The 24,394-nt window shown below is 41.6% G+C and carries 19 protein-coding genes; 9 read left to right on the top strand and 10 right to left on the bottom strand.

The annotated features are described in order from the left end of the window. Window positions 1-149: 149 nt before the first annotated feature. The gene (locus ACM0OP_RS05885; RefSeq protein ID WP_414527501.1) at window positions 150-590 is read left to right on the top strand and encodes a hypothetical protein; all 441 of its coding nucleotides are present in this window, start codon (window positions 150-152) and stop codon (window positions 588-590) included. A gap of 6 nt (window positions 591-596) precedes the next feature. Here the strand turns inward: ACM0OP_RS05885 and ACM0OP_RS05880 are convergent, their stop codons facing one another. Further along, complete coding sequence (locus ACM0OP_RS05880; protein ID WP_414527462.1) at window positions 597-995, bottom strand: nuclear transport factor 2 family protein; 399 nt, start codon at window positions 993-995, stop codon at window positions 597-599. 297 nt (window positions 996-1,292) lie between these two features. On the opposite strand from ACM0OP_RS05880, the gene queG reads away from it, so the two are divergent. Both queG and ACM0OP_RS05870 read left to right on the top strand, forming a co-directional pair. Continuing rightward, window positions 1,293-2,267, top strand: a complete 975-nt coding sequence (gene queG, locus ACM0OP_RS05875) for a tRNA epoxyqueuosine(34) reductase QueG (RefSeq protein ID WP_414527461.1) — start codon at window positions 1,293-1,295, stop codon at window positions 2,265-2,267. Beyond that, window positions 2,242-2,880, top strand: coding sequence for an HAD-IA family hydrolase (locus ACM0OP_RS05870; RefSeq protein WP_414527460.1), 639 nt, complete (start codon window positions 2,242-2,244; stop codon window positions 2,878-2,880). Before queG ends, ACM0OP_RS05870 begins: the two co-directional genes overlap by 26 nt. 89 nt (window positions 2,881-2,969) lie before the next feature. Here ACM0OP_RS05870 and ACM0OP_RS05865 read toward each other — a convergent pair whose 3' ends face one another. Next, the gene (locus ACM0OP_RS05865; protein ID WP_414527459.1) at window positions 2,970-3,332 is read right to left on the bottom strand and encodes a hypothetical protein; all 363 of its coding nucleotides are present in this window, start codon (window positions 3,330-3,332) and stop codon (window positions 2,970-2,972) included. A gap of 202 nt (window positions 3,333-3,534) precedes the next feature. Here ACM0OP_RS05865 and ACM0OP_RS05860 point away from each other — a divergent pair, with 202 nt between their 5' ends. Beyond that, window positions 3,535-4,065, top strand: a complete 531-nt coding sequence (locus ACM0OP_RS05860) for an orange carotenoid protein N-terminal domain-containing protein (protein ID WP_414527458.1) — start codon at window positions 3,535-3,537, stop codon at window positions 4,063-4,065. Here the strand turns inward: ACM0OP_RS05860 and ACM0OP_RS05855 are convergent. The 6 genes from ACM0OP_RS05855 to ACM0OP_RS05830 all read right to left on the bottom strand — a co-directional run bounded on the left by ACM0OP_RS05855 (window position 4,055) and on the right by ACM0OP_RS05830 (window position 12,884). Further along, on the bottom strand, window positions 4,055-4,816 hold the full coding sequence (locus tag ACM0OP_RS05855; RefSeq protein WP_414527457.1) for an ABC transporter ATP-binding protein: 762 nt from the start codon (window positions 4,814-4,816) through the stop codon (window positions 4,055-4,057). The two genes, ACM0OP_RS05860 and ACM0OP_RS05855, sit on opposite strands and share 11 nt — an antisense overlap. A 256-nt stretch (window positions 4,817-5,072) precedes the next feature. Next, a complete protein-coding gene (locus tag ACM0OP_RS05850; protein WP_414527456.1) occupies window positions 5,073-6,914 on the bottom strand; it encodes a tetratricopeptide repeat protein in 1,842 nt (613 codons plus the stop codon). 97 nt (window positions 6,915-7,011) lie between these two features. Then, window positions 7,012-9,939: an AAA family ATPase gene (locus ACM0OP_RS05845; protein ID WP_414527455.1), complete on the bottom strand. Its 2,928-nt coding sequence runs from the start codon at window positions 9,937-9,939 to the stop codon at window positions 7,012-7,014. A gap of 46 nt (window positions 9,940-9,985) precedes the next feature. Continuing rightward, window positions 9,986-11,560: a trypsin-like peptidase domain-containing protein gene (locus ACM0OP_RS05840; protein WP_414527454.1), complete on the bottom strand. Its 1,575-nt coding sequence runs from the start codon at window positions 11,558-11,560 to the stop codon at window positions 9,986-9,988. Window positions 11,561-11,620: 60 nt separating this feature from the next. Continuing rightward, window positions 11,621-11,932, bottom strand: coding sequence for a CU044_2847 family protein (locus ACM0OP_RS05835; protein WP_414527453.1), 312 nt, complete (start codon window positions 11,930-11,932; stop codon window positions 11,621-11,623). 175 nt (window positions 11,933-12,107) lie between these two features. Further along, window positions 12,108-12,884, bottom strand: coding sequence for an ABC transporter permease (locus ACM0OP_RS05830; protein ID WP_414527452.1), 777 nt, complete (start codon window positions 12,882-12,884; stop codon window positions 12,108-12,110). Window positions 12,885-13,181: 297 nt separating this feature from the next. Here ACM0OP_RS05830 and ACM0OP_RS05825 point away from each other — a divergent pair, with 297 nt between their 5' ends. Next, window positions 13,182-14,330, top strand: coding sequence for a DegT/DnrJ/EryC1/StrS family aminotransferase (locus ACM0OP_RS05825; protein ID WP_414527451.1), 1,149 nt, complete (start codon window positions 13,182-13,184; stop codon window positions 14,328-14,330). 116 nt (window positions 14,331-14,446) lie between these two features. On the opposite strand, the gene ACM0OP_RS05820 is transcribed toward ACM0OP_RS05825, so the two are convergent. Further along, a complete protein-coding gene (locus tag ACM0OP_RS05820) occupies window positions 14,447-15,193 on the bottom strand; it encodes a DUF561 domain-containing protein (RefSeq protein ID WP_414527450.1) in 747 nt (248 codons plus the stop codon). Window positions 15,194-15,499: 306 nt separating this feature from the next. On the opposite strand from ACM0OP_RS05820, the gene ACM0OP_RS05815 reads away from it, so the two are divergent. The 4 genes from ACM0OP_RS05815 (at window position 15,500) to ACM0OP_RS05800 (ending at window position 21,684) form a co-directional block, all read left to right on the top strand. Next, entirely contained in the window at window positions 15,500-16,378 is an 879-nt protein-coding gene (locus ACM0OP_RS05815) for a universal stress protein (RefSeq protein ID WP_414527449.1), read from the top strand. A 171-nt stretch (window positions 16,379-16,549) separates the two neighbouring features. Continuing rightward, a complete protein-coding gene (locus tag ACM0OP_RS05810) occupies window positions 16,550-17,413 on the top strand; it encodes a Tab2/Atab2 family RNA-binding protein (RefSeq protein WP_414527448.1) in 864 nt (287 codons plus the stop codon). 261 nt (window positions 17,414-17,674) lie between these two features. Further along, entirely contained in the window at window positions 17,675-18,988 is a 1,314-nt protein-coding gene (locus tag ACM0OP_RS05805; protein ID WP_414527447.1) for a TldD/PmbA family protein, read from the top strand. A gap of 65 nt (window positions 18,989-19,053) precedes the next feature. Continuing rightward, window positions 19,054-21,684 carry a chloride channel protein gene (locus ACM0OP_RS05800; protein ID WP_414527446.1) on the top strand — a complete coding sequence of 877 codons (2,631 nt, stop codon included), beginning with the start codon at window positions 19,054-19,056 and terminating at the stop codon, window positions 21,682-21,684. A 111-nt stretch (window positions 21,685-21,795) separates the two neighbouring features. Here the strand turns inward: ACM0OP_RS05800 and ACM0OP_RS05795 are convergent, their stop codons facing one another. Continuing rightward, window positions 21,796-23,832 (bottom strand): protein kinase domain-containing protein, encoded by a 2,037-nt coding sequence (locus ACM0OP_RS05795; protein WP_414527500.1) that lies wholly within the window; start codon window positions 23,830-23,832, stop codon window positions 21,796-21,798. Window positions 23,833-24,394: the final 562 nt, after the last annotated feature.

Genomic DNA, 24,394 nt, shown 5'->3' with positions numbered 1-24,394 from the left:
ACGGGGAATTATTAAATACTTAATTTAGTAGTGAGCCTAACTGCCGATTTTAGCTGCATTAAAACAAGTTGATGGCATAGCTCCACTAATCCCATGATTGTCAATTGGGTAATCAATTCACCTCAGAAACCAAAATGATGACTAAATCTATGGAAGCTTTATTTTGTTTGTCGCCACGCTATCGCCTTGATGATCAATCACCTTGGCTACAGGGTATCGACCCCAGTCGTCATTACTGGATTGCAGTCAATGGAGACAGGGATGCAACAATAGCTGTACCGGGGTTAGTGGTGTACTCAATTAGTGATTTAAAGCAGGCTATTACTAAATTTCGATCTTTACAGCCTGGGGAACAGATGAGTATCAACAGAATTGCTAGTTCTTACACTATTTACTGTGTGGAACCTAATTGTTATGCTGTGGAAGATATAATTGATGATGCTCCGGTTTGGCATCTGTTTGATCAAGAAACTTTGGATAGTTTGTTAATGACAGCACACCCAGAATGGCAATGTGCGGCATCAGATATTGATTTGGGTCGAAGATTGTTAATGCGTTCTTTACAAAAAACTACTGTATCCAAACAATAAGCTAATTTACCGCCGTAGAGCCAGCAACTCTTCAGGAGAGGCTAGAAGTTTAATTTTCGTACTGATAATTTGCTGTTGTCGGTTGAGGATAAATAGCCATTTAACATTTACACTGCACCAAGAAGTTTCTGCCTTACCAGTTACCTGGAATTGAGTTTGGTCAATGTCCAGAGTTGTAAAAATTCCTTGATGGGGAAAGGCTTTAATATTTTCAGATTCTCGTTGTAAATAATCAGCGATCGCCCCTCGTCCCACAATACCAGATTCAAAGGGTGGATACATCACACCATCATCAGCAAAGAGCGCAGCCGTACCCTGAAATTCCCCAGCGTTGAGAGTTTCAAAGTAACGCAGGATCACAGGTTCCACTACACCTTCAATGGTAATTTTTTGGTTTGTTTCCATATATTCAGCAGCTGTAATATCTTTTCCTCTTTTAGGCTAACTGAAATTTATAGCTGTTCTCAGTTGAGTTAGATATAGGAACTTCACCCCCAACCCCTCACTGCAAGCAAGGAAGGGAGTATGATGTGAAATTACTCAGCAGTTGATAGTTGAAATACGCAGCTAATTAATAGGAGGTTTCTTTTACCTCTGTATTCACACTTTGCATTATTTCTTAACAAAAATCAAATAACTATTACATATAGGTATATTAGGAAATGTTTAACACAGGTTTTGCTAGTCAATTCACAGGAAAAAATGGATCAGAATTATGTAACTAGTAGCAGTATAGTTAAGGAGAAAGCCAGAGAGTTGGGATTTCACGAGGTGGGGATTGCTGCTGTCAATGGAGTAGAGAATACAGAGGCGCAGAGGTTACAAGCATGGATATCCTGGGGTTATCATGCTGAGATGGAATGGATGAAGTATCCCCAGCGTCAAGATATTAGCTTAGTTATGCCAGATGTGCGATCGCTGATTAGTGTCGCGCTCAATTACTACACACCAGATCAACGTCCGGAAGGGGAAGAATACGCGAAAATTTCTCGCTATGGCTGGGGTAGAGACTATCATAAGGTGATGCACAAAAAGCTCAAGGCTTTGACTACTTGGCTAGAATCACTGAATGCAGGTATTAAAGCCAGATATTATGCAGATACAGGCCCGGTACAAGATAAAGTCTGGGCGCAACGGGCGGGTATTGGTTGGATTGCTAAAAATGGTAATTTGATTACTACGGGATATGGCTCTTGGGTATTTTTGGGAGAGGTATTGACAAATCTGGAGTTAGAAAGCGATCGCCCCCATACAGAACACTGTGGTAGCTGCACTCGTTGTTTAGAAGCTTGTCCCACAGATGCAATTACCCAGCCTTATATAGTGGATGCCAATCGGTGTATAGCCTATCATACCATTGAAAATCGCGCAGAAACATTACCAGAGACAATTTCACCCCATTTACAAGGATGGGTTGCAGGTTGCGACATTTGTCAGGATGTCTGTCCTTGGAATCAACGTTTTTCCCAAACAACTGATGTGCCAGATTTTCAACCGTATCCTGCCAATATTGCGCCTCATCTGATAGAATTAGCCAACATCTCAAAAGAGGAGTGGGATCAAAGATTTCCCGCCTCAGCTTTGCGGCGGATTAAGCCAGAAATGTTTAGAAGAAATGCCCGTGCTAATCTTGACGCATCCCAATTAAAGAATGACCCCGAAAGTAATTATTTTTGATTTTGATGGCACGATTGCGGATACAGTAGATGCTCTTGTGACTATTGCCAATCGTTTAGCTGTAGAGTTTGGTTATGTACAAATCACTTCAGAGGAACTTGCTTTACTGAAGAATTTTACATCTAGGGAAATTATTAAATACTCAGGTATTTCTTTATTTAAAATTCCATTTTTACTTAAAAAAGTTAAAGGAGAACTGAAACATAAAATTCACGAACTGAAACCTATAGAGGGAATTGATGCAGCATTAATAGAACTACATAATCAAGGTTATAGATTAGGAATTATTACCTCTAATTCTCAAGATAATGTCACAGCTTTTCTGGAAAATAACCAATTAGAACAGTTGTTTGACTTTATTTATTCAGGAGTCACGATTTTTGGGAAAACAACTATTATTAATAATGTTCTCAGACAAAAACAAATAAAAACTGAAGCTGTGGTTTATGTGGGTGATGAAACCAGGGACATAGAAGCCTCACGAAAGGCGAATATTAAAGTTATTGCTGTGACTTGGGGTTTCAATTCTCCAGAGGCTTTAGCTAAACAAAATCCTGATTTTTTGATTCACAAGCCCAGTGAATTACTGGATGTGATGGCTGTGCTTTCGTGAGTGGGGTACAGAAAAAACTGTGCTGAATGTATCACCTAAGATTTGAGAAAGCCTGTTGACGCAGGCTAATTCAGTTTAGTTAGACAAAATTACTGTTTTGATTTACCTTTTTTCAAAGCTTTTTCCACTAACTCATCACTCACATTAGTCACAGCCTCAGTTCTAGAACCCCCGACTTCCTTGGCCATTTCTAAATAATCTTGGGGATTACCAGTGGATTGTGCTTCAGTTTTTGTTTCTTTAACTTCCGAAACTTTTTTTTCCGGTGCAGTTGCTGTTACACCTGCGTTTGTTCGGTCGATTTCACTCACACTAAATTGCTGTGCAGCTGCATAGTCTGATTCAAAATCAACCTTTGGTGTTTTTTCTGCACCACTAGCCATATTATCAGCAGCTAGTTGTGCATCATGGGTAGAAGCTTGATTGACATTGGGTTTCACTTGATCAGCCATAAATAAAACCTTGGTTAATTTTGTAATTACTGGGGTGATCATACCAAGGCGAGTAGCAATTTTATTTCTGTCTAGGGAGATAGTTCTATATCTATTAAAAGTGAGTAAATATTATTTGATATAACTCTTTCTTTAGGAAGTAGATTGTGGATGTCAAACTTTGATAATTCTTATTGGGATTGGTAAATCATGGAGATAAATTATGACTGTCAGTGCTAATCAAAGAACTTCCCAAGCACTAAGCAATGAAACTATCAAAGTAGTTGAAGGATTTAATGCTTTAGAGACAGATGCTAAATTAGCATGGTTTTATTTTGTTTATGAAAAAATGGGTAAATCCATTACTCCGGCGGCTCCAGAGGCGGCTGAACCAGAACTTGCACCGATGCTGTTAGGAGACTATTTCAAGTTGTCACCTGAGCAACAATTAACAATTATGCGGGATATTGTGGAGGGGAAAGATACAGAATATTCCCGTGCTTATGGTGCGATTAAAGAAAATAACCAACTTTTAGTTTGGTATGCTTGGGCTGTGTCTATGGGTGATACTGTGGTGGGAATGCCAGATAATTATAAATCTACTGATGCCATCGACAATTTGCTTTCCCACACTGAGCAACTAGATTTTGAAGGACAAATATCTGTATTCCGGACAATTGCTGGTGACATGGGCTACAGTGATGTTCAGCCTATTGAGACACAAGCGGAAACAGGTAAAACTCCTAGCTTGTAACTTTGGTTAAATCCTGTGGTGTCAAGTTGTTGTGGACTACTCCACCATCACGAAACCAGACAATACGTTTGGTTTGCATGGCTACTTCTGTTTCATGCGTTACCATGACAACTGTGATTCCACTGGTATTTAATTCGGTAAAGATATCTAATACTTCCTGGGTTGTATGAGAATCTAGTGCGCCTGTGGGTTCATCGGCGAGGAGGACAACGGGACGATTTACTATAGCACGGGCGATCGCCACCCGTTGTTGCTGTCCACCAGATAATTGCGTGGGTTTGTTATTCAGACGCTGTTCTAAACCAACTTTTGTTAAGGCTTCGGTGGCGCGATCGCGTCTTTCATTAGGATTAACACTGGCATAAACCATTGGTAACATGACATTTTCTAAGGCTGTCAGTTGGGGTAATAAGTGGAATTGTTGAAACACAAACCCCAGTTTTTTATTCCGGATTTTGGCTAAATCGGCATCTTGCATTTGAGCGACATCAAGATTATCTAAATAATAATGTCCCGTGCTGGGGCGATCTAAACAGCCGATAATATTCATGGCTGTAGATTTACCAGAACCAGAAGGCCCCATAATGGAACAATATTCACCCTCATTGATCGTTAAATTGACATCATTCAGGGCTTTTACTTCCGTTTCACCACTTCCATAGATTTTAAAGATATTTTCTAGGCGAATAATTGCTGATTTGGGTGCAGGATTGGGAACAAGAGCATCGGTAATTGTAATAGTATTTGGCATAAGAGTTTAGTTATTGGTTGTGAGAGGCAGGATGAATGGCTTGTGTACAAGAGTTTATTTAGTTATTATAAAAAAAAACTCGTCCTAAAAGAGCATTGAAAGAGTAAAACACACTACTTTCACCATTAATATATAGATACAGTCCCATAGTCAGCAATCTTGAGTTACGATAACACCTGCAAATACCTTTAAACACCAAAAGTACATAATTATCTGCCTCTATATGGGTTTAACTATTAATTTGATGTAATGGTAATTACATACTTTCTTTGTAAATTTCTAACAATTTGGGAATGTAATCATATCCATCTACACCAATAATCGCAATCATTTTTGGGCGATGTTGTTTTAATAAAGTTTGGAAGGCTTCTGCTCCTATTTGTCCTTGTAGAATTGTTAGTAAACCTGCTGATTGTCGCCATTCATTAGAAGCAATTTGCTCTAACAAATACATTCCTAAGCCACCTGTATAAATTGCTTTTTCTGAGTTTTGTAAATTATAATAGGCTTCAGATAAATAAGCTAAATTCCGCCCTTGCAGATATAAATCACCAGCAACTTGGGCTGTTTTAAACCCATTTTCTAAATAGGGAATTGCTGCGGCTGATTGACCTATAACTAAATAGGCAATACCTAAGCTACTAAAACATAAGGCTTGACTTTGAATATCTCCTATTTGTTCTGATAACTTTAAGCCTTGTTCTAAATAGTTAATCGCTGATTCATAAACTTCTGTTTCTGCTTGTTCCAGCTTTTGCGCCTGCATGACTTCGCTGTAACCTAAATTTACTAAAGCATTGGCTTCTCCTGTGCGTTCTCCGGTTTGGCGACTCAGCATTAAGGCGCGTTGACTGTAGTTAATAGCCTCTGTGTAATTTTTTTCTTGTACGTGGGTACGGCTGAGGTGGTTGAGATTGGCGATTTCACAGGGGCGATCGCCTGCGGTTCTCGATATCTCTAAGGCTTGTTGATGAAAGTGAATTGAACGCTGATATTGTCCTAACGCCCGTTGGGAGTAGCCTAACAGGGTGAGAATCCTGGCTTTTTCTTGGGTTCCCTCGACTCGGCGCAGTGGTTCATCGAGATAATCCAGTGCATCCCGTAAATAACTGCCAGAAAAAGAGGCGAAAATGCCGCCATACAGGGGAAAATATGGACGCTGGGAAAAGTTTCGCAGAATTTGCAGCATAATTTGAGAACAACCATTACTGTATGTGGTTATACTCTGAAAACCACTGGCTAACTGACTCCAAATGACTGCAAAGGTTAAGAAGGTGGAAATTGATAACTTGGAGCCGGCTTGGACGTTGTAAGCTTGTTGGTCAAACCAGTTGACTAAACCTCGTTGTAGATACTGTAAAACTAATGCTATTTCTACCCAGTCACTGAGGCTGATACTGCTGTGTTTTTGGGCAAATTCAATGGTGGATTCCCCCATTGCTAAGGTGCGAAACAGCCTTTGGGGTAGATCATGATTAACTTTTTTTGCCCAAGTTGCCCAAGGGCCAGTTTCTCCGGGAACGCCACCAAAACCTAATTGCTGATTTTTTTCATACATCCAACTGACTAGGTTTTCTTGTAATCCTTGCCAAGTGGCTAAACCACTGGTAATTCCCTGGGAGATTTCCTCTAAGTCAGAATTTACTTGAGCAAATTGTTTTAATCCTTTGGCTAACTGCTGTAGTTGTGGAAGATTTGGCGGTTGCTTCTGATTGGGGTCGATCACTCGTAGGAATATAGCCAGTCGTTCATCTGTAGCGGCTGTGGTAATTTCTCTAACTGCGGTGGCGATCGCTTCTGTAGCTTGATTTTGCTGAGAATATCTTTGCCATTGGCTTTGAATGGTTTTAATCGCTCTCAATTTCCGGTTGGCTTTGGCTTGCTTGAGTTCATCTGTTTCACCATCCACTTGGCTTTGAATGCTACTGAGGCGATCGCTCAAAACTAATTCAAAGACTTCCCCCGTTCCTGAAACCAGATTTTTTTGCAGCATCTGATACACCATCTCTACAGAGCTAATTTGCCCCTTGAGGGTGGATTCGACAATTTGATCAATTAAAGCAAGATAGCTATCGCGTATTGGCAGAGATTCAGACACTGTAACTGCTGGGGAACGTCAATTTCTATTTTAGGACATGGGGAGTGGGGTTTTGTGTAGAGCATTCCAATTCAATGGGATTCATTTCGGAAAATAATTAGCTTTTTACTGCTCGCTCTCTCACCCATTGTTTTAACAGAGGAACTTCAAAATCATATCTGCCATTAATTTGTTGTAGGATATGATAACGCAACAAGCGGGTTAATACCTTTTTTTCAATTGGGGTATTAATAGAATTTAAATTATCTGTCCTGGCAATTTGTAATAAGAATTGTTGACCAATTGCTATTTCCTCTGGGTTTGTGCCTGTAAATTCTGTCCAAGTATTTGTAAAATAAGGTTGACCAGAAGTAAATGCCTGATTAATAGAAGCTTGCAGGACTTCAGAGGTAATTAAATCAGTGTGGTTCAAGTTAGCTTGATTCACCATTGATGCGCCTAATAATTGCAAGCAATAAGGGTGACAATTAGTAAGCTTTAATAATTCTTCTATAATACCTGGAGCATAACGCAGTTTAAAAGCTGGATCTGGATTAAGCAGTAATTCTTCAGCTTCATCAGGTTCAAGGTAAAGCATTTCTATCGGTACAACGCTGATGAAATAGCTGCTCCAATTCGGACCTAATTCTTCTAAGGTTTGCACGCCACAAAAGAGAAATCCGAGTTGTTCATAATGTTGAATTAGGTGGCGTAATTGATCAAATAAACGTAAAGTTATTTGTCCTTTTTCGATAGCAGTACCAATTTTTTCAAATTCATCAAGATTGAGAAGGATGCGCCGTTCTCCGATTTTGTCAAGTGCTTCATCTAACCAATCTTCTAAAGTTGCATAGGGACTAGCTTCAAATTTGGTGCGTTTGGGGACAATTGGTAATTTAACGCCTTGACTTTTGCAGTCTTTATGAATTGCACGGACTAAGCCAAAACAGAAATCAGATTCTTTGTTAGTAATAGCAGAACTTTGCATATCCATAAACACGGGGAGAATATCACTGGGAAGCAGGCGAGGTAAGTTATACAAAAAAGAAGTTTTGCCACAGCGACGAGGACCATGTAAAACGAGGGTTGGTCGGTCACGGTCTAAAACTCGACGGACAACTTCATCAGCGAATCGCTGACGACCTTTAAATAAATCTTTTTGGTTAAGGCGCACCGGATTTCCATATTGGAAAGGGTTGATTAGTTCACCTTGAGAGAGTTGGCGTTGTTCCTTTTTTTCCAGTTCAATAACCCTTTCCCAACGTTCCAGTAAAGGTGTCCAGCGTTTGATGGCTTTGTTGTTAAGTCCAAGTGAGGGTAATTGAAGTTTTAACATAGCTAGATTATTATTTATTCGTTCTAATCCTCGTTCTCGCAAGGCTATATTTTTGCTTTCTAGTGCAGATTGAATATCTCTAACAATAGTTTGCAAGCGAGGAAGCAGGATAGAAAGTTCGGGTTTAACCTTTGGTAAGGGGGTGTCTGGAGTGGGAGTGTCGCTGTCATCATCGAGGTGATAGAAGGGGGAAATCAGGAAAGGTAAGATGGGATGGTCTGAGTTGGTAGTAAAGATTAGTTCTCGGATACTTTTAATTTGCTGGAGTTGGTCAGCAATAATTTGAGGTAAGGCATTTCGCAGGGTTATTTGAAATCCGGGTAGGGAAAAAGTTTGGGTATATTGAAAGATGTTTAAAGCTTGTTGAGGATTCCTACGAAAAGCAGATATGAAAAGCTGCTCATGTTTAGGTAAAGGTAGCGAAATGAGTTCGCTGGTATAGGGAGGTAAGCTATAAAGTAACTGCAATGGTTGAGGGCGGAGACGATTAATAATTGATGCAAAAAAACTGAAAGGCACAAATAAAAGATAGTCAGGAACTCGGTAATAGCTGACTAAGGTTACAGGAATAACTAATGCGGAAAGCCATCCTAAATTTTGGGCAGAAATAGTTATTAACGTCACTGTAGTATAGATAAAAAGCTGGGTGTTTTTTGCTGGTGCAAGAGTCAAAGCAAAGCCTATTAAACCTGCATAAACCAAAAACCAAGAAAGGTCTAAAGTAGCACCTCCTGCCAAGACTCCCGCTACGACTCCCGCCAAGACTCCCGCTACGACTCCCGCCAAGACTCCTGCAACTTCTTCCACCACGACTTCCGCCAAGACTTCCGCCACTCTGAGCGCCACTCTGACCGCCAAGACGACCGCCACGATGACTGCAACTCCTGCTCCCGCTACGACTCCCCCCAAGAAGACCGCCAAGAAGACGGCCAAGACGACCGCCACGATGACCTCCGCTCCTACCAGCAAGAAGACCGCCAAGCAGATATTCAATCCGTACACAACTCCGCCCACCACGACGTACGCCACGGCGAACGCCACGGAGAACGCCACGACGTAGGCATCGTCCCTATCTACTATCTTTTCTCTAAAAAAAAATAGCAAAAAGCTTGTTATTCCACTTACGAGCAACAGAAACAACCAGTTTTGATTTACTAACCACGCACCTAACATCGCATTGATTGTTCCTCCCGCCACCATTACATTACGAGCAAGGGAAAGATGTTCTTTCTTTAATAGTTGTAAGATTAACCCAAAAGTTAATAATAAAGATACTCGCAAAACTGCAAGAGCTATCCCCATTTGAGATAAAGGAGCTAAAAATTTAAAAGCTTCGGTTAAGCCCTTTAACCAGCTATCAGGCTGATTTAATATAACTATCAACCACAAAAACGGTATAACCAGTCCTAAAGGTAAAAATAAAACGGCTATTCCATAGGCAATTAAAATTATACAAGGGAATTGTAGCCAATCTAATAATTGATTACTTGCAATTAGTCTTAAAATAAGAGGAATATTAAAAATGAATAAAAGTAGTAAATACTGACTAATAAATCGTAAGTTTCCGAACAATAAAATATTGTAAAATTCTGTGTTTACTCTGCGCCCAACTTTTCCTGCTTGAGGCAACCATTCATTCATGCGTTGCTGAAGCCTGGAAGGACAAAATATTGCCCACCAAAATAATTCCCACGTCTCCCGCAAAAACATTAACATTTTATTTTAAATTTAATGATTAAATCCTTGGCTTCTAGCTTTATTTTTGACCTTTCACAAATTCCGCAAACATACTGCTAAATAAACTGCCATCCTTTCGTAATAACCCATGACGCTGAAGGCTATCTACAATTGCAAAATCAGGACTAGGTAAATTGCCCCCTCCCAACTGATAACGCAATGCTAAACGTTCAACTTCGGTTAAATCTTTCCAAAGTTCTTGAAAACGAGGCTGGGCTTGGAAACTAAACTCTTTTTTAGCTATTTCTTGATTCTCATCTTGCCACAACATCGCCCCTGCCATCTGCACATAATAGGGCAACCCTCCTGCTAACTCATCTACCCATTCCCATAACCCAGAATTAGGCATAAATCCTTTATAAATAATGCTTTGCCACGCTTGCTCCTCTAATGCGCCTAAAATAGTTGTACTGAAAATATTGGCGAAAGGAGAACCCAAACTCAAGGTTTCGTAAACTTCATTAAGAGGGCGTTTGCTGGCAATGACCATTGTTAATAACCCAGCAGAAGCTTTAGCACGCCAATCTTCTCCCCAATCCTGAAACAATTCTAATCTTTCTCTGTTACTAGCTATAGCTTCAAACTCATCCAATAAAATAATTAAACGATACCCTTCATCTACTAAAACCTGTAAGCCATCTTCTACTGCAAAGCCATCTTGATTATCTTCCTTTAACCAAGGATAATTCCCCGTTAGTCTGTGAATCCCTCGCCTTAAACCTTCAATAATCCCCTCTGGAGTATTAAAATTCCTATTGCTTAAATCCAAATCAACAACTAAAGGCTTTTGTGTATCAGAACAAAATTCGGTGATTCTTTTTTTGATATATTGCAGTAGAGAGCTTTTTCCATTGCGTCGCAATCCTACCAAATTGATACATTGAGGGCTAATTGCACCAATCCGGTTTTTAATCTCTAAAATCTCTCTCTTCCGTCCGTAAAAACGTTCTGGAGGAACGGGAAGACCATATTCAAAGGGATTTTCACCTTTGGGCTTTTGTTGATGAAATTCTTGATTCTGTCTGAAAATATCTGGAAATTTTTCTTGAATAACTTGAGCCGAAACTGCCCGCCCCCCTAAATCGCTACTTTCATCACGAGAAAGATGTACAATGCCACAAACTTTTCCTGTTCGTAAATTTAGTAAAGGCGAACCACTAAAGCCTGAGTTAACTTGCCCTTGCTTTAACTTATAGAGAATAATCTCCTGTTTAAAACTGATTCCTTCATATCTAAAGCTAGCCGAATCTCCCTGAGAATAATCATTGCCCCTACTTTTGGGATAACCGAAAATATAGCAATTATCGTTAATATTGGGTTCTGTGCTATCCAATTCAACACAGGGATGAGTCCAACAATCTCCCTGTAATTTCAGCAAAGCTAAATCAATAGGAGATTCGTATAATTGCGTAACCGTAGCTGTGTAATTCTGGTCTTCTGCCTTCCAGAATACCTGAACCGGGTTATCTTTAGCGAATTGAACTACATGGGCGCAGGTGAGAATCAAATTCGGCGCAACAAAAAAACCTGTTCCCTGACTACTGGCAAAGTTCAACCGTACCGTACAGCGTTGTAAATCGTCTTCTTTGGCCATTAATTGCCCTCACACAGCATCTGGATGGAAAGATTATACTAGATGTGAGAAAAATAACTCTTATTTACCCCATTCCATCGTAATTTCCAGGTTAGCTGTGCCTGTACCTTTGACAATTAAAGCGGTTAGTTCTCCTGATTCAACTCCAATTTGTAAACCTAGTTTGACGCTAAATTTATCTGGTTTGACTGTATCGCTAATGTCTTTTAATGTACCTGCGACATCTTCAGCAATGGATTTAATAATTCCGGTGGCTTGTTGAAAGACTCTGGTTTCAGCCGAAACAGGTTGTTCTCCTATAGGCGTAACTTCTACTTCAACTATTTTGCCGTCAGAAAGTTTAAAGGGAATAATTATGGTATTATCTGCCATACTTTATTTTTTCCTGTTAATTTTTTGTGCCAGGGTCTTCGTAAATAACGAAAATAATGTATATATTACTACGGTTTGTACTATAAATTTGAGTCTTTGGTCATTTGTCATTTGTCGAAAGTTACCGTCTTCTCCCCCCTGCACCCTGCACCCTGCCCCCCTGCCTCTTTCTGGCTTACCTCACCAACTGGGCGGCGGAATTGAAGAACTGACGATATAAACCTCTGGTAATTAAGATGGTTGTCAGCAAATTAGCGATCGCCACCATGAAAATAATTAAAATTTCGTAAGCTACAGCATTTACAGGCGTGATTCCTGCAATTAACTGTCCAGTGGTAATACTGGGAATAGCTACCATCCCCATGAGCATCATTTGATTGAGAGTCGGTAAAAATGCGGCTTTGATGGCTTCTTGGCGATACTGGTTGACTGCTTGCTGGGGAGTTGCACCTAAACTTAAGTGTGTTTCTATTTCTACCTGCTGGGTGTTCATGGTACTTACCAGACGTTCCCCGGCGATCGCAGCTGCATTCATCGCATTACCTAAGACGATTCCCGCTAGGGGAATTAGATAACGAGGTTCATACCATCTTTCCGGTTGCAGAATTAGGAAGTTAGTATAAAGAACTGTCAGGGTGGTACTGATAAAAATTGCTCCCCCAACCAAGGGTAAAACCTGGGGAATTTTCGGACTAATGCGATTTCGGGCAACAATTGCTGTCATAGTGAAAATTATGGCTAAAATCGCCAAAACCCCCCAAACATTGTTTAAAGCAAAGATGAAGTCTAAAACGTACCCTAATACGAGTAGTTGTAAGATAGTTCTGCCTGTAGCGATCGCTAAATTCAACTCTATGCCTAATTTTTCCCAAGCTGATAAACCAATGGCGATCGCCATCAATCCTACAGCCAAAGCTAAATCAACTACATCCAGCTTAATTAAATCTTGCATTATACTCACCGGAAAATATTAAAATATTTCTGTCCCATGGCACTTTTTTCTCCAAGTTTTCCCCATGCAATAGCAAGCATACTTGGAACTTTAATTCCAACTCTGGGATCTTGATTTATATCTATCAATTTTTCTGCCTACTAATGGTATCCTTGTCCATAAAATAATTTCCGTAAAAACCCAAGTTGATGCTGATTTGGGGCGACAATCTTTGCCAAGGTTTTTAATAAAAATAAACGAGGGCAAAAATGAGCAGTCGTAGAGCATCCTTTGTATTTTTAGATAAAATGAAAACTCATGATCCAAAGCCTAAATTCTATTCCTGCCTTTGATATTAAACAACAATATACTCATATTGAAGCAGAAGTGAGTGCAGCCGTTTTAGAAGTTTTAGCTTCTGGGCGTTATATTGGCGGCCCTGTGGTAGAAAACTTTGAACAACAGTTTGCGGCTTATCACAATGTCAGCCATGCCATAGCTTGTAACTCTGGGACTGATGCACTGTACTTGGCTCTCCGGGCTTTGTCAATTGGTGCAGGTGATGAAGTAATTACCACACCCTTTACCTTTGTAGCCACAGCCGAAGTGATTAGTGCTGTGGGTGCAAAACCAATTTTTGTTGATATTGACAGTGATAATTTTAATCTAGATTTGCAGCAAGTAGCCGCAGCAATTACACCTCAAACTAAAGCTATTATCCCGGTGCATTTATTTGGACAACCTGTGGATATGACAGCGCTGATGGCTATAGCGAACGCCCACAATTTAGCAGTTATAGAAGATTGCGCCCAAGCCACAGGTGCAAGTTGGAATCATCAAAAAGTGGGTAGCATCGGACATATTGGTTGCTTTAGTTTCTACCCTACCAAGAATTTAGGTGGTTGCGGTGATGGTGGAGCCATTACCACTAATGAGCCAGAGTTGGCGGCGAAACTGCGAGTAATCAAGGAACATGGGCAGAAAAACCGCTATTACTATGAAGAAATAGGTGTAAATAGTCGTTTGGATAGTTTGCAAGCTGCGATTCTGCAAATTAAACTCCGTTATCTCGATACTTGGAATAGTCAACGGAGAGCGATCGCCGCTTATTACCAACAATTTCTCAGTCAAATTCCCGGTATTGTTGCACCACAAGAATTAGCCGGGGGGTTGAGTGTCTGGAATCAATATACTATTCGCGTATTAACTGAGGGGCGAAATGGTGCGATCGCCACTCACCGAGATGCAGTGCGAAATAAACTGCAAGAAAGGGGAGTAAATTCAATGGTTTACTATCCCCACCCCTTACACTTGCAGCCAGTGTATAAAAACCTGGGATATCAGCCAGGACAATTACCAGTAGCTGAATTAACTTGTCACCAGGTTCTATCTTTGCCCATGTTCCCAGAACTGACACAGGAACAGCAAGATCAAGTGATTTATGCCTTGAAAGATAGTTTGGAGTGAGCCATTCACAAGCCCTGTAGAGATGTTCTATGCAACGTCTCTACTAATGGAACAGGGGTTTTTCTCATACCCAATCCCCAATCCCCAATCCCCAATCCCCAATCCCTAATCCCCAGTTAAACGATCGCGCGGCTGTTAGCAGTAGCCAAAGCTTCAACTAAACCACGGACAGCAGCAATCATCGCTACTTCGCTGTTGAGTTGATTAATTGCAGAACCAACACCAACACCAGCTGCACCAGAGGCGATCGCCAGGGGTGCGGTAACGCTAGAAATACCAGAAGCACAGAGTACAGGTACAGAAACTGCACGAGCAATTTCATAAGCTGCTGCTAAGGTGGGGGCTGCTTTTTCAATTAATCCCAAAGTTCCGGGGTGTGCAGGTTGGCTGCTAGTACCGCCTTCAGTTTGGATAATATCAGCCCCGGCTTTTACCAATTCCTCCGCTAACTGTACCTGTTGGTCTAGTTCCAGGATGTGGGGAACAGTCACAGATAGGGTAATTTCTGGCAACAGGGCGCGGGTTTGGTAAGTTAGGGCTAAAACTTCCTCCGCTTCAAATTTGCGTCCTTGGGCGTAAAAACTATCAAAGTTACCGATTTCAATTAAATCTGCACCAGCATTGACAGCTTCCACAAACTTTTCTGGTTCCACTGCGGAAACACAAACTGGTAAATTAATCAACTTTTTAGCCATCTGCACTAAAGCAGCATCGGCGGCGATATCCACAAAAGTAGCACCACCCAGTTCAGCCGCTTTGATAGTAGCAGCCACGCGATCGCGGTCAAAATTATTCAAGCCGCTAATCACTTTCAATACACGGCCATGAGCAAATGCACGTTGGAGAGTAGAATCCATTGTCATAGTTTTTCTGTTGACGGTAAGAAATAAGACCTATTCTACCCTTCTTGAGTTGGTGCAAAGCGCAGAAGAGCAAAAATCACCATGATCTTTATACCTAGAGACAAAAAACTACAAGCGATCGCTTTCCCGAATCTGGAAATTTTCTTAATTTAGGCATATTGAAACAATGATCAACAATGTGAGAGAATGTAAGTAGATTTGTAGCAATTAACCATACATTTTTAACCACTAAAACTTCAACACCATAATTCTGGTGGATGACAAAAATCTGCAAATCCGATACTTGAAATTATCTATTAAATATCTATGTTTGAACGAATTTTAATTTGCACAGATTTTTCTGACGGTTTCCAGCGTCTATCACAGTTTACTTCCAGCCTGAAGCTAGCAGGAATCAGAGAAATTGTGTTTCTGCACGTCGTGCCATTATGGGAAAAAGGAATTGTTACCAAAGTGGATAACGAGAAAGTAGAACAAGCTGAAACCGAACTGGCAAAAGCTATTGGTGAAAGTCCTAGCGATGTGAAAGTCACAATAGAAGTGCAATCAGGTAAGGCAGTAGATACAATTCTGAAAGTAGCTCAAAGCCATGACTCTCAACTGATTATATTAGGTTCTCAGAGCCGTAGTATCCTTACAGAGAAACTAGTGGGTAGTACGATGGCTGACTTATCCCGCCAAACAAAAATACCTTTACTAGTCATCCGTCCTCAGTTACTGTCTGTTTACACCACCGAAGAGTTAAGCCTACGGTGTCAGCATCTATTTCGCTCTTTGCTAATTCCCTATAACGATACTAAAACCTCAAATTATGTGTTGCAACAGGTTAAACAGTTAGCTGAACAGCAATCTGATAGATATCTCCAAGAGTGTGAGCTTTGCTGGGTGTTAGAGGATAACAATAGTTCCAAATCACCGAGAAGAGTCCTTCCAGAACAAGCAGAGGAAAGGCTATCTCAGATTCAAGCTGAGTTAGAGACAGTAAATTTACAAGTCAAGACACACATTCAAGAAGGAAACCCAGTTACCGAGGTTTTACAGACAGCAGTCATGGCTAATATTAGTGCGATCGCCGTCTCTTCAGGAACCATAGGTAAACTCCAAGAATGGCTAGTTTCGAGTTTTGGGGCAGAAATATTGCGTCAAAGCTGGTATCCTGTCCTCTTTTTCCCACTCACAGATTAGTCCCAAATTAATAAAAATCTTTCTCCCACACCTCCCACACCTCCCCCACGTCTTCTCCCCCCTGCTCCCTGCTCCCTGCTCCCTTGCCTCTTCCCCCACTCCCCATTCCCCATTCCCTCGTATGATGAAAAGATAAGAAAATATCAAGTCGCCAGAATCTCACGGCAAAACATGGGTAGTATTTGGGAAATCGATTTTTACTCTCGTCCCATATTGGACGAAAAGCAGAAAAAAGTTTGGGAAGTCTTAGTCTGTGAAAGTCCTTCGGATATTCGCACAAAACCGGAATCTCTATTTCGTTACGCCAAGTATTGTCCTAGCACTGAAGTAAATTCGGTGTGGTTACGGACGGCGTTACAAGAAGCCATTGACAAGGCTGGGGAAGCACCAATCAAAATCCGCTTCTTTCGCCGTCAAATGAGCAATATGATTACTAAAGCTTGCCAGGATGTGGGTCTCCCCGCTCAACCTAGCCGCCGCATTTTAGTTCTCAATCAATGGCTGAAACAGCGTATGGAGGAGGTTTATCCTCAAGAACCAGGGTATCAAGGGGGAACTAATCCTTCAGTACGTTTAGATAGTCCTTTACCCCAACGTTTACCAGATGCTTTAGAAGGTCAGCAGTGGGCATTTGTGAGCTTACAGGCTGCTGAATTTGCAGAAATGCCAGATTGGGAGATTGGATTTGGTGAAGCTTTTCCCCTAGAATTAGCTAATGTCACTCCTGAAACTCGCATTCCTGGTGTTTTAATTTTCTCCCCTAGAGCTTTACCCATCGCTGGGTGGCTATCAGGTTTGGAATTGGCTTGCTTGAATTTTGACACCAAACAAGGGGAAAGATTGGTTTTAGAAACTGGTGCTACTGAAAGTTGGATTTTGGCTAATATCAGAAGTCCTCAAACTTTAGCAGAAGCCAAAGGTTATGAGAAAGCCAAAAAAGCAGCTAATGGAGTGCATTTTATTGGTGTCCAGTCTGATCCGCAAGCAGAGTCTTTCACGGGATTTTGGCTTCTACAAGATTTTAATCTGGCTTAAGGCTTACGGGGATTGGGGATTGGGGATTGGGTACTAGGGACTGGGTACTAGGCACTAGGAAAATTTCCCCCCTGCTCCCTGCTCCCTGCTCCCTGCTCCCCTGCCTCTTCTCCCCCTGCCTCGTCGGGAATTGTCTACTTCCATCTGCATATATTGGCAAATGTGATTTTTAAATGCAGATAGATACCAATGATTTGCGATAATTATCTGCGTTCATTGTTATGCATCTCAAAATCCACCATCCACAATTCACCGAGGGTCATGGGTTCTGAAAACTTGTCACAAGATACACTAGCAGAACAACTGCTGGAACTAGCTATCAAATCTGGAGCGGAAGCGGCGGAGGTTTATCAATCGCAATCGCTTTCTCGCCCCGTATTTTTTGAGGCTAACCGTCTCAAACAGCTAGAAACGAGTCAATCTGAAGGTACAGCACTACGACTGTGGCGCAAGGGTAGACCAGGATTGACGGTAGCCTATGGTACTGTCGATGCTCAAACAATGGTGGAAAGAGCTTTGGCTTTAAGTCAGCTAAATCAACCAGAAACAGTGGAGTTAGTCCAAGATTCTCACGCATCTTATCCAGACATCGGGCAAGCTGTACCCTCAGAAGTATTGGTCAATTGGGGTAAAGAAGCTATTGCGCTCATCCGTGATGTTTATCCTGATGTGCTTTGCAGCAGTGATTGGGAATGTGATGTAGAAACTACTCGACTTGTTAATAGTCGGGGTTTAAATTGTTACTACAATGATACTACCCTGAATTGCTATATGTCAGCAGAATGGGTGAGGGGGAATGATTTTTTAAGTGTGGCGGATGGACAAACTCAACGGGATATTCTGTACCCGGAAAAATTAGCCCATCAAATTTTACAGCGATTAGATTGGTCCAGAGAAAATGTCCCACCCCCCACTGGTCGCGTTCCGGTGTTATTTACTTCTAAAGCGGCTGATATGCTTTGGGGGACTGCACAAGCAGCTTTAAATGGTAAGCGGATTTTAGAATTGGCTTCTCCTTGGGTGGAACGTTTAGGTACACCAGTGATGTCATCTAGTCTCACTCTGTACCAAGATCCCCAGGCTGGCCCCTATAGTTGTCCCTTTGATGATGAGGGAACTCCGACTCAGGGTTTAGTATTTATTCAAGATGGAATTTTACAAAATTTTTACTGCGATCGCACTACTGGAAAAAAACTCGGTATTCACAGCACTGGTAACGGTTTTCGCCCTAGTTTCAGCAGTTATCCCACCCCGGAATTGTATAATTTCTTAATTCAGCCCGGAGATGTATCACTATCAGAATTAATTCATCTTATGGATGATGGTTTAATTATTGATCAAATGCTAGGTGGTGGTAACGGTATTTCTGGTGACTTTTCCATAAATATTGATTTGGGTTATCGTGTCAAGAATGGTGAGATCATTGGGCGGGTTAAAGATACAATGGTGGCAGGTAATGTTTATACAGTTCTCAAGGAACTGGTAGCATTAGGCAATGATGCTGATTGGAATGGGTCTTTTTATACTCCATCACTGTTAGTAGAAGGATTGTCTACAACTAGCAAAAAGTATTAAATATTGCATCAGCGTTGAATATTAATAGTGAAAGCTGATTTTTATATGATTAATTTTTAATGATCATGGCGCTTTCTGATTTGACTCAGCGCTTTCGCCCTTGGTTACAACCGCGCAAAGGTTTAGCGATCGCCGAAGCTTGTATTATTGGTCTGGTGGCTGCCCTATCTGCGGTATTCTTGAAAGTAGGATCAGGATGGTTAGGCACATTACGAGTCCAGACTAGCCAAGTTTTCCCAGCATTCTTAATTTTACCCGCCATTGGTCTTAGCTTTGGGTTTATTGCCGGCTGGTTAGTAGATAGATTAGCACCAGAGGCTTCAGGTAGTGGGATTCCCCAAGTTAAAGCGACTTTGGCGAATGTGCCGATGAGCTTGTCTTGGCGAGTCGCAATTGTCAAGTTAATCAGTGCGATCATTACCCTGGGTTCCGGAATGGCTTTAGGGAGACAAGGCCCCACAGTACACGTCGGGGCGGGTTTAGCAGCAGGAATGAGTCACTTGGTACCCACTTCCCCAGATCATCGCCGTCAGATGATTGCTGCGGGTGCGGGTGCGGGTTTAGCAGCTGCTTTCAATGCCCCTATCACAGGTGTACTGTTTATTATTGAGGAATTACTGCAAGATTTATCCGGGCTGACTTTAGGAACGGCAATTATTGCTTCCTTTATTGGTGGTGTAGTATCCCGGTTGTTGGGTGGTGGTACTTTGCAACTCAATCTGGAATTGATGCAACACTCTAGTAATTTCAGCTTACCAGAAATTCCCTTTTTTGTAGTGTTGGGAATTTTAGCTGGGTGTCTGGGTGCATTATTTAATCGTGGTGTAATTGCTAGTATCAAAATTTATCAATCTTTCCATCTCAGCTTACCCCTGAAAATGGCGTTAGCTGGTTTTATATCGGGTTTATTAGTGGTGATGCTGCCGGAATCTTTCCGTAATTATGCGGGTTTGCGCGAGTATATGATTATTAGTGAAGCTAATGTATCCTTTGCGGCGATCGCCTTTGTCTCCCAATTTCTCCTCACCCTAATCGCCTTTGGTTCCGGTGCGCCTGGGGGGTTATTTGCCCCTAGTCTAATTTTAGGTTCCTGTTTAGGACACCTAGTGGGTGTATCCGCCTCCTATTTCTTACCAGTAGATTCTCCCACTACTTACGCCTTAGCCGGGATGGGAGGTTTTTTTAGTGCGGTTTCTAAAGTCCCAATTACCGCCATTGTGATTGTGTTTGAAATGACTACAGATTTCAATCTCGTACTACCGCTAATGATTGTCTCTGTAGCCGCTTACTTAGTTTCGGAAAAAGTTATCCCAGGTTCCCTATATGACAAACTATTAGAACTAAAAGGGATCACAATTACCAAAGCAGCTTCTTCTGAAGGCATATTAACCAAGTTAACAGCCCACGATGTCATGCAGGAACGAGTCGAAACCCTGGATGCAGACATGACGTTGGAAGAAGCCATGCAAGTATTTTCCCGTTCCCATCATCGCGGTTTTCCCGTAGTAGAGAATGGCAAACTAGTAGGAATTGTCACCCAATCAGATTTTGTTACCCAACGGGATAGTGATTCCTACATTCTCAGTAATAGACAGTCACCCAAGAATGTCTCACTGAGGGAGATTATGATCCCCTCCCCGATGACAGTGAAACCCCAGCATAACCTGACTCATGTATTGTATTTACTTGATAGGTATCAAATCAGCCGTTTACCAGTGGTGGACGGGCGAAAATTAATTGGGATTATTACTCGTGCAGATATCATCCGCGCCCAGGCTGAACATCTCAATTATGGTAACGTGATTCCAGAATCACAACTGGAACCTTCCTATGTAGTTTATCAAACGCGATCGCCCAATATTGGTAGAGGTCGATTATTAGTCCCAGTAGCAAATCCCGAAACCGCCGCCATACTGTTACAAATGGCCGCAGCTATTGCCCGCGATCGCCACTACGAAATAGAATGTGTGCAAATCATCTTAGTATCCCGCAACAGTTCCCCATCAGAAACACCAGTCAGAACAGCCAAAAGCCGCCGCTTACTCAGACAAGCCGAAGTTTTAGCAAAAAAGTGGAAAATTCCCTTACACACCCAAATTAGAGTCGCCCACGATCCCGCCCAAGCCATCTTAGAAACCATCCAAGAAAGACACATCAACCTGATTTTAATGGGGTGGAAAGGTGAAACCTCTACTCCGGGTAAGATATTTGGCAATGTTGTAGATACGATAATTCGCCAAGCCACCTGTGAGGTAATGTTAATCAAACTGGGTAACATTCCCTACTTCAATCGCTGGTTAGTGACAATGGCTGGGGGACCAAATGCGAAAGTCGCAATTAAATTATTACCAGCCTTAGTGACATTGGGAAATCATCCCTACATTCGGCTGACTCAGGTATTTAAACCATCTCAATTAAAACCGGATCTCAAAGTTTTAGAACAAGCTACCCGTATATTTATGCGTCGTCGCAAATTATCCAGCAATGTAGTAGCTATCCCCGTCCAAGCTAATTCCGTGTCTGAAGGAGTAATTAACCTCGTGAAAACCGAAGGTTATGATGTGGTGGTAGTTGGGGCTTCTCGTGAGGGATTATTACAGCAAGCAGTACAAGGTAATATTCCCGAAGCGATCGCCTCTGGAGTGGACTGTACAGTAATTTTAGTTAGAGGCGCGATTATTGATACTCCGGTATAGGTGGGGAGTGGGGAGTGGGGAGTAGGGAGTAGGGAGTGGGGAGTGTGGGAAGTGTGGGAAGTGTGGGGAGTCTGGGAAGTGGGGTAAGACCCGAATGGTGTCACATAGAATTTAGTTCTCCTCCGATACCCGCCAAATCATAATCCTGTTGTCCTCACCACCACTCACCAGAGTCTGACCATCAGGGCTAATAGCCAGGGAAGTCACAGTATCAGCGTGTCCCACCAGGGTCAACATTTCCTTACCTGTCACCACATCCCAAAGTTTAATCATGCGATCGCGCCCACCACTAATTACAGTCCTTCCATCTTGACTAAAAGCAATAGCTGTCACAGTCGCCGGATTTTCTGGTAACGTCTGAATTTTCTGTTTTGTAGCTAAATTCCACAATTTAATTGTGCGATCGCGGCTAGCACTCGCCAGAGTCAGACCATCCGGACTAAAAGCCACATCCGTCACCGTTTCCGCATCTTCCCCCAAAGTCCCGATTAAAACTGCTTTCTGCAAATCCCACAGTTTAATAGTTTTGTCAAAACTACCACTAGCTAGAGTCATACCATCGGGACTAATAGCCAGAGAACGCACCCAAGATGTATGACCAGTCAGTGTTGTAATTAACCTTCCCTGGGACATATCCCAGAGTTTAATAGTTTGATCATCGCTACCACTAGCCAGCGTCATCCCATCCGGACTGATAGCTAAGGCTTGAATCGAATCCGAATGTCCCCAAAAAGTGCGAACTAACTTACTAGTCTCCAGATCCCAGATTTTGATAGTTCTATCATCACTACCACTCACAAGAGTCCTTCCATCCGGGCTAATAGCCACCACATTTACCCTGTGGATATGACTATTCAGGGTAGCAACTTCTTCTCCCGTAGCTAGATTCCAGACCTTAATCAGGCGATCGCCACTACTAGCAAACAACCCACCATCCGGACTAATAGCCACCGATAAAACCAAATGTTCATGACCTTCTAGCCCTTGATCTAAAGTCAGATTCCTTAAACCCAAATCAGCCGACAAATCAACAACCGACTCAGCCGAACTACTACGATGTTCACTTAGCTGAGAAAATAAAACAGTTTGAAAACGGCGATATTGCTGATACCAAACATCTTCAATCCCAAATAACAGAATTAACCCACATACCAAAACTAAAGTTTTCAGGAAAGTATATTTAACTGGTAAAAATGCAAGCTGAGTTACTGGTAATTTTGCAGAAGACTTACCACCGGCGGGTAATGCTAGTAGTTCTTTTGGAGTCAAATCTCTAATAACATCATCTGCTGATTGGTAACGCTGCTGCAAATCTTTACTCAACAGTCTATCAAGAACATAATCCAACTCCTGACTCAATGGACTGCGTAAATATTTTCGCCAATCAGTTACCCAACCATAGCCATACTCCATCCACAACTGAAACGGCGAAATTCCAGTCAGTAAATGAAAGCAAGTAGCCCCCAAACCAAACAAATCACTAGCCGGGTAAGCCTTACCATCTCTAATCTGTTCCAACGGCGAATAACCATGAGAACCAATAGATGTACCCATCTTCCTCTGGACTCTCGCCGTTAATTGCTTCGACGAACCAAAATCAATCAGGCTTAATCGCCCGTCACCATGTCGGCGGATAATATTTTCTGGTTTGATATCACGGTGAATCACACCACGATCATGAATAAACTTGAGAACAGGCAATAAATGTAGTAGAATACCGCGAATTTCCTCATGTCTATAAACTTTTCGCCGTTCTAACTCCGCCAACAAATTCTGTCCATTCACAAACTGTTGTACCAAATACAAACAATTATCTTGGTCAAAATAAGCTAATAAAGTCGGTATTTGTGGATGTTCTCCCAACTCTTGTAAACGCTTTGCTTCCTCAGCAAATAACTCCACAGCCTTCTTTTGCGACCAAGTTCCTTGAAACTTTGGCGCTAATTGTTTAATAACACAACGTTCATTCAGTTTATCTGTATCTTCGGATAAATAAGTTCTGCCAAATCCCCCTTCATCGGAAAGTACCCGAATCACACGGAAGCGATTTCGTAAAAGTGGCACCAAGGGTGTGCTACAAGTTCGGCATAACTTCGTTTCTTCAGGATTTAGGGGATTTGAGCAATCAGGATTTAAGCAGCAGATCATCATCTGACAGGCGCGACTGCACAATAAATTATCTTAAGTTAGCCCCCGAAATTTCCCTGAACTCACATTGGCTCTCGCGTGATCATAGTAGAAAACACTGCTGTCCGGGATTGGGGAATTACTAATATGCTAAATTTTGGTAAATAGTCACCCTTGTGCCTTTTTTAGCAACAATACAAGAGCCACAAAATCCCTGATTTTTCTTCGACTATACCATATTATATAACAATTGCATGAGATGCTAAAAGCAGTCTCATAGTCATCAATAAATCGCTAAACAACAGACTATAAACATAGCATTAAAATTGTTTAAAACAGTAACTTTCAATACAGAAAATCTCTAAAATAATTCAATAATAACTTGGCTATTCTATAAGTAAAACTAGATTAATTTATAATATTTGCCCAGTAAATGATTACAACCACAGATAATAAAACCCTGACATCTCTCAAAATTTCAACCTGTTTTTACTATAGGAATCCTCCTCCCCACTCCCTAAGTCCTACTATACAGCACTTCCGTCTGTTATGAGGTACACTTAATTAAGATATAAATACTTTA

Origin of the sequence: Nodularia chucula CCY0103, from assembly GCF_963923915.1 — a bacterium.
GTDB classification, from domain to species: Bacteria; Cyanobacteriota; Cyanobacteriia; order Cyanobacteriales; family Nostocaceae; genus Nodularia; species Nodularia chucula.
Note: the sequence above shows the minus strand (reverse complement) of the source record. Positions and strands in the feature narration are given on the sequence as shown.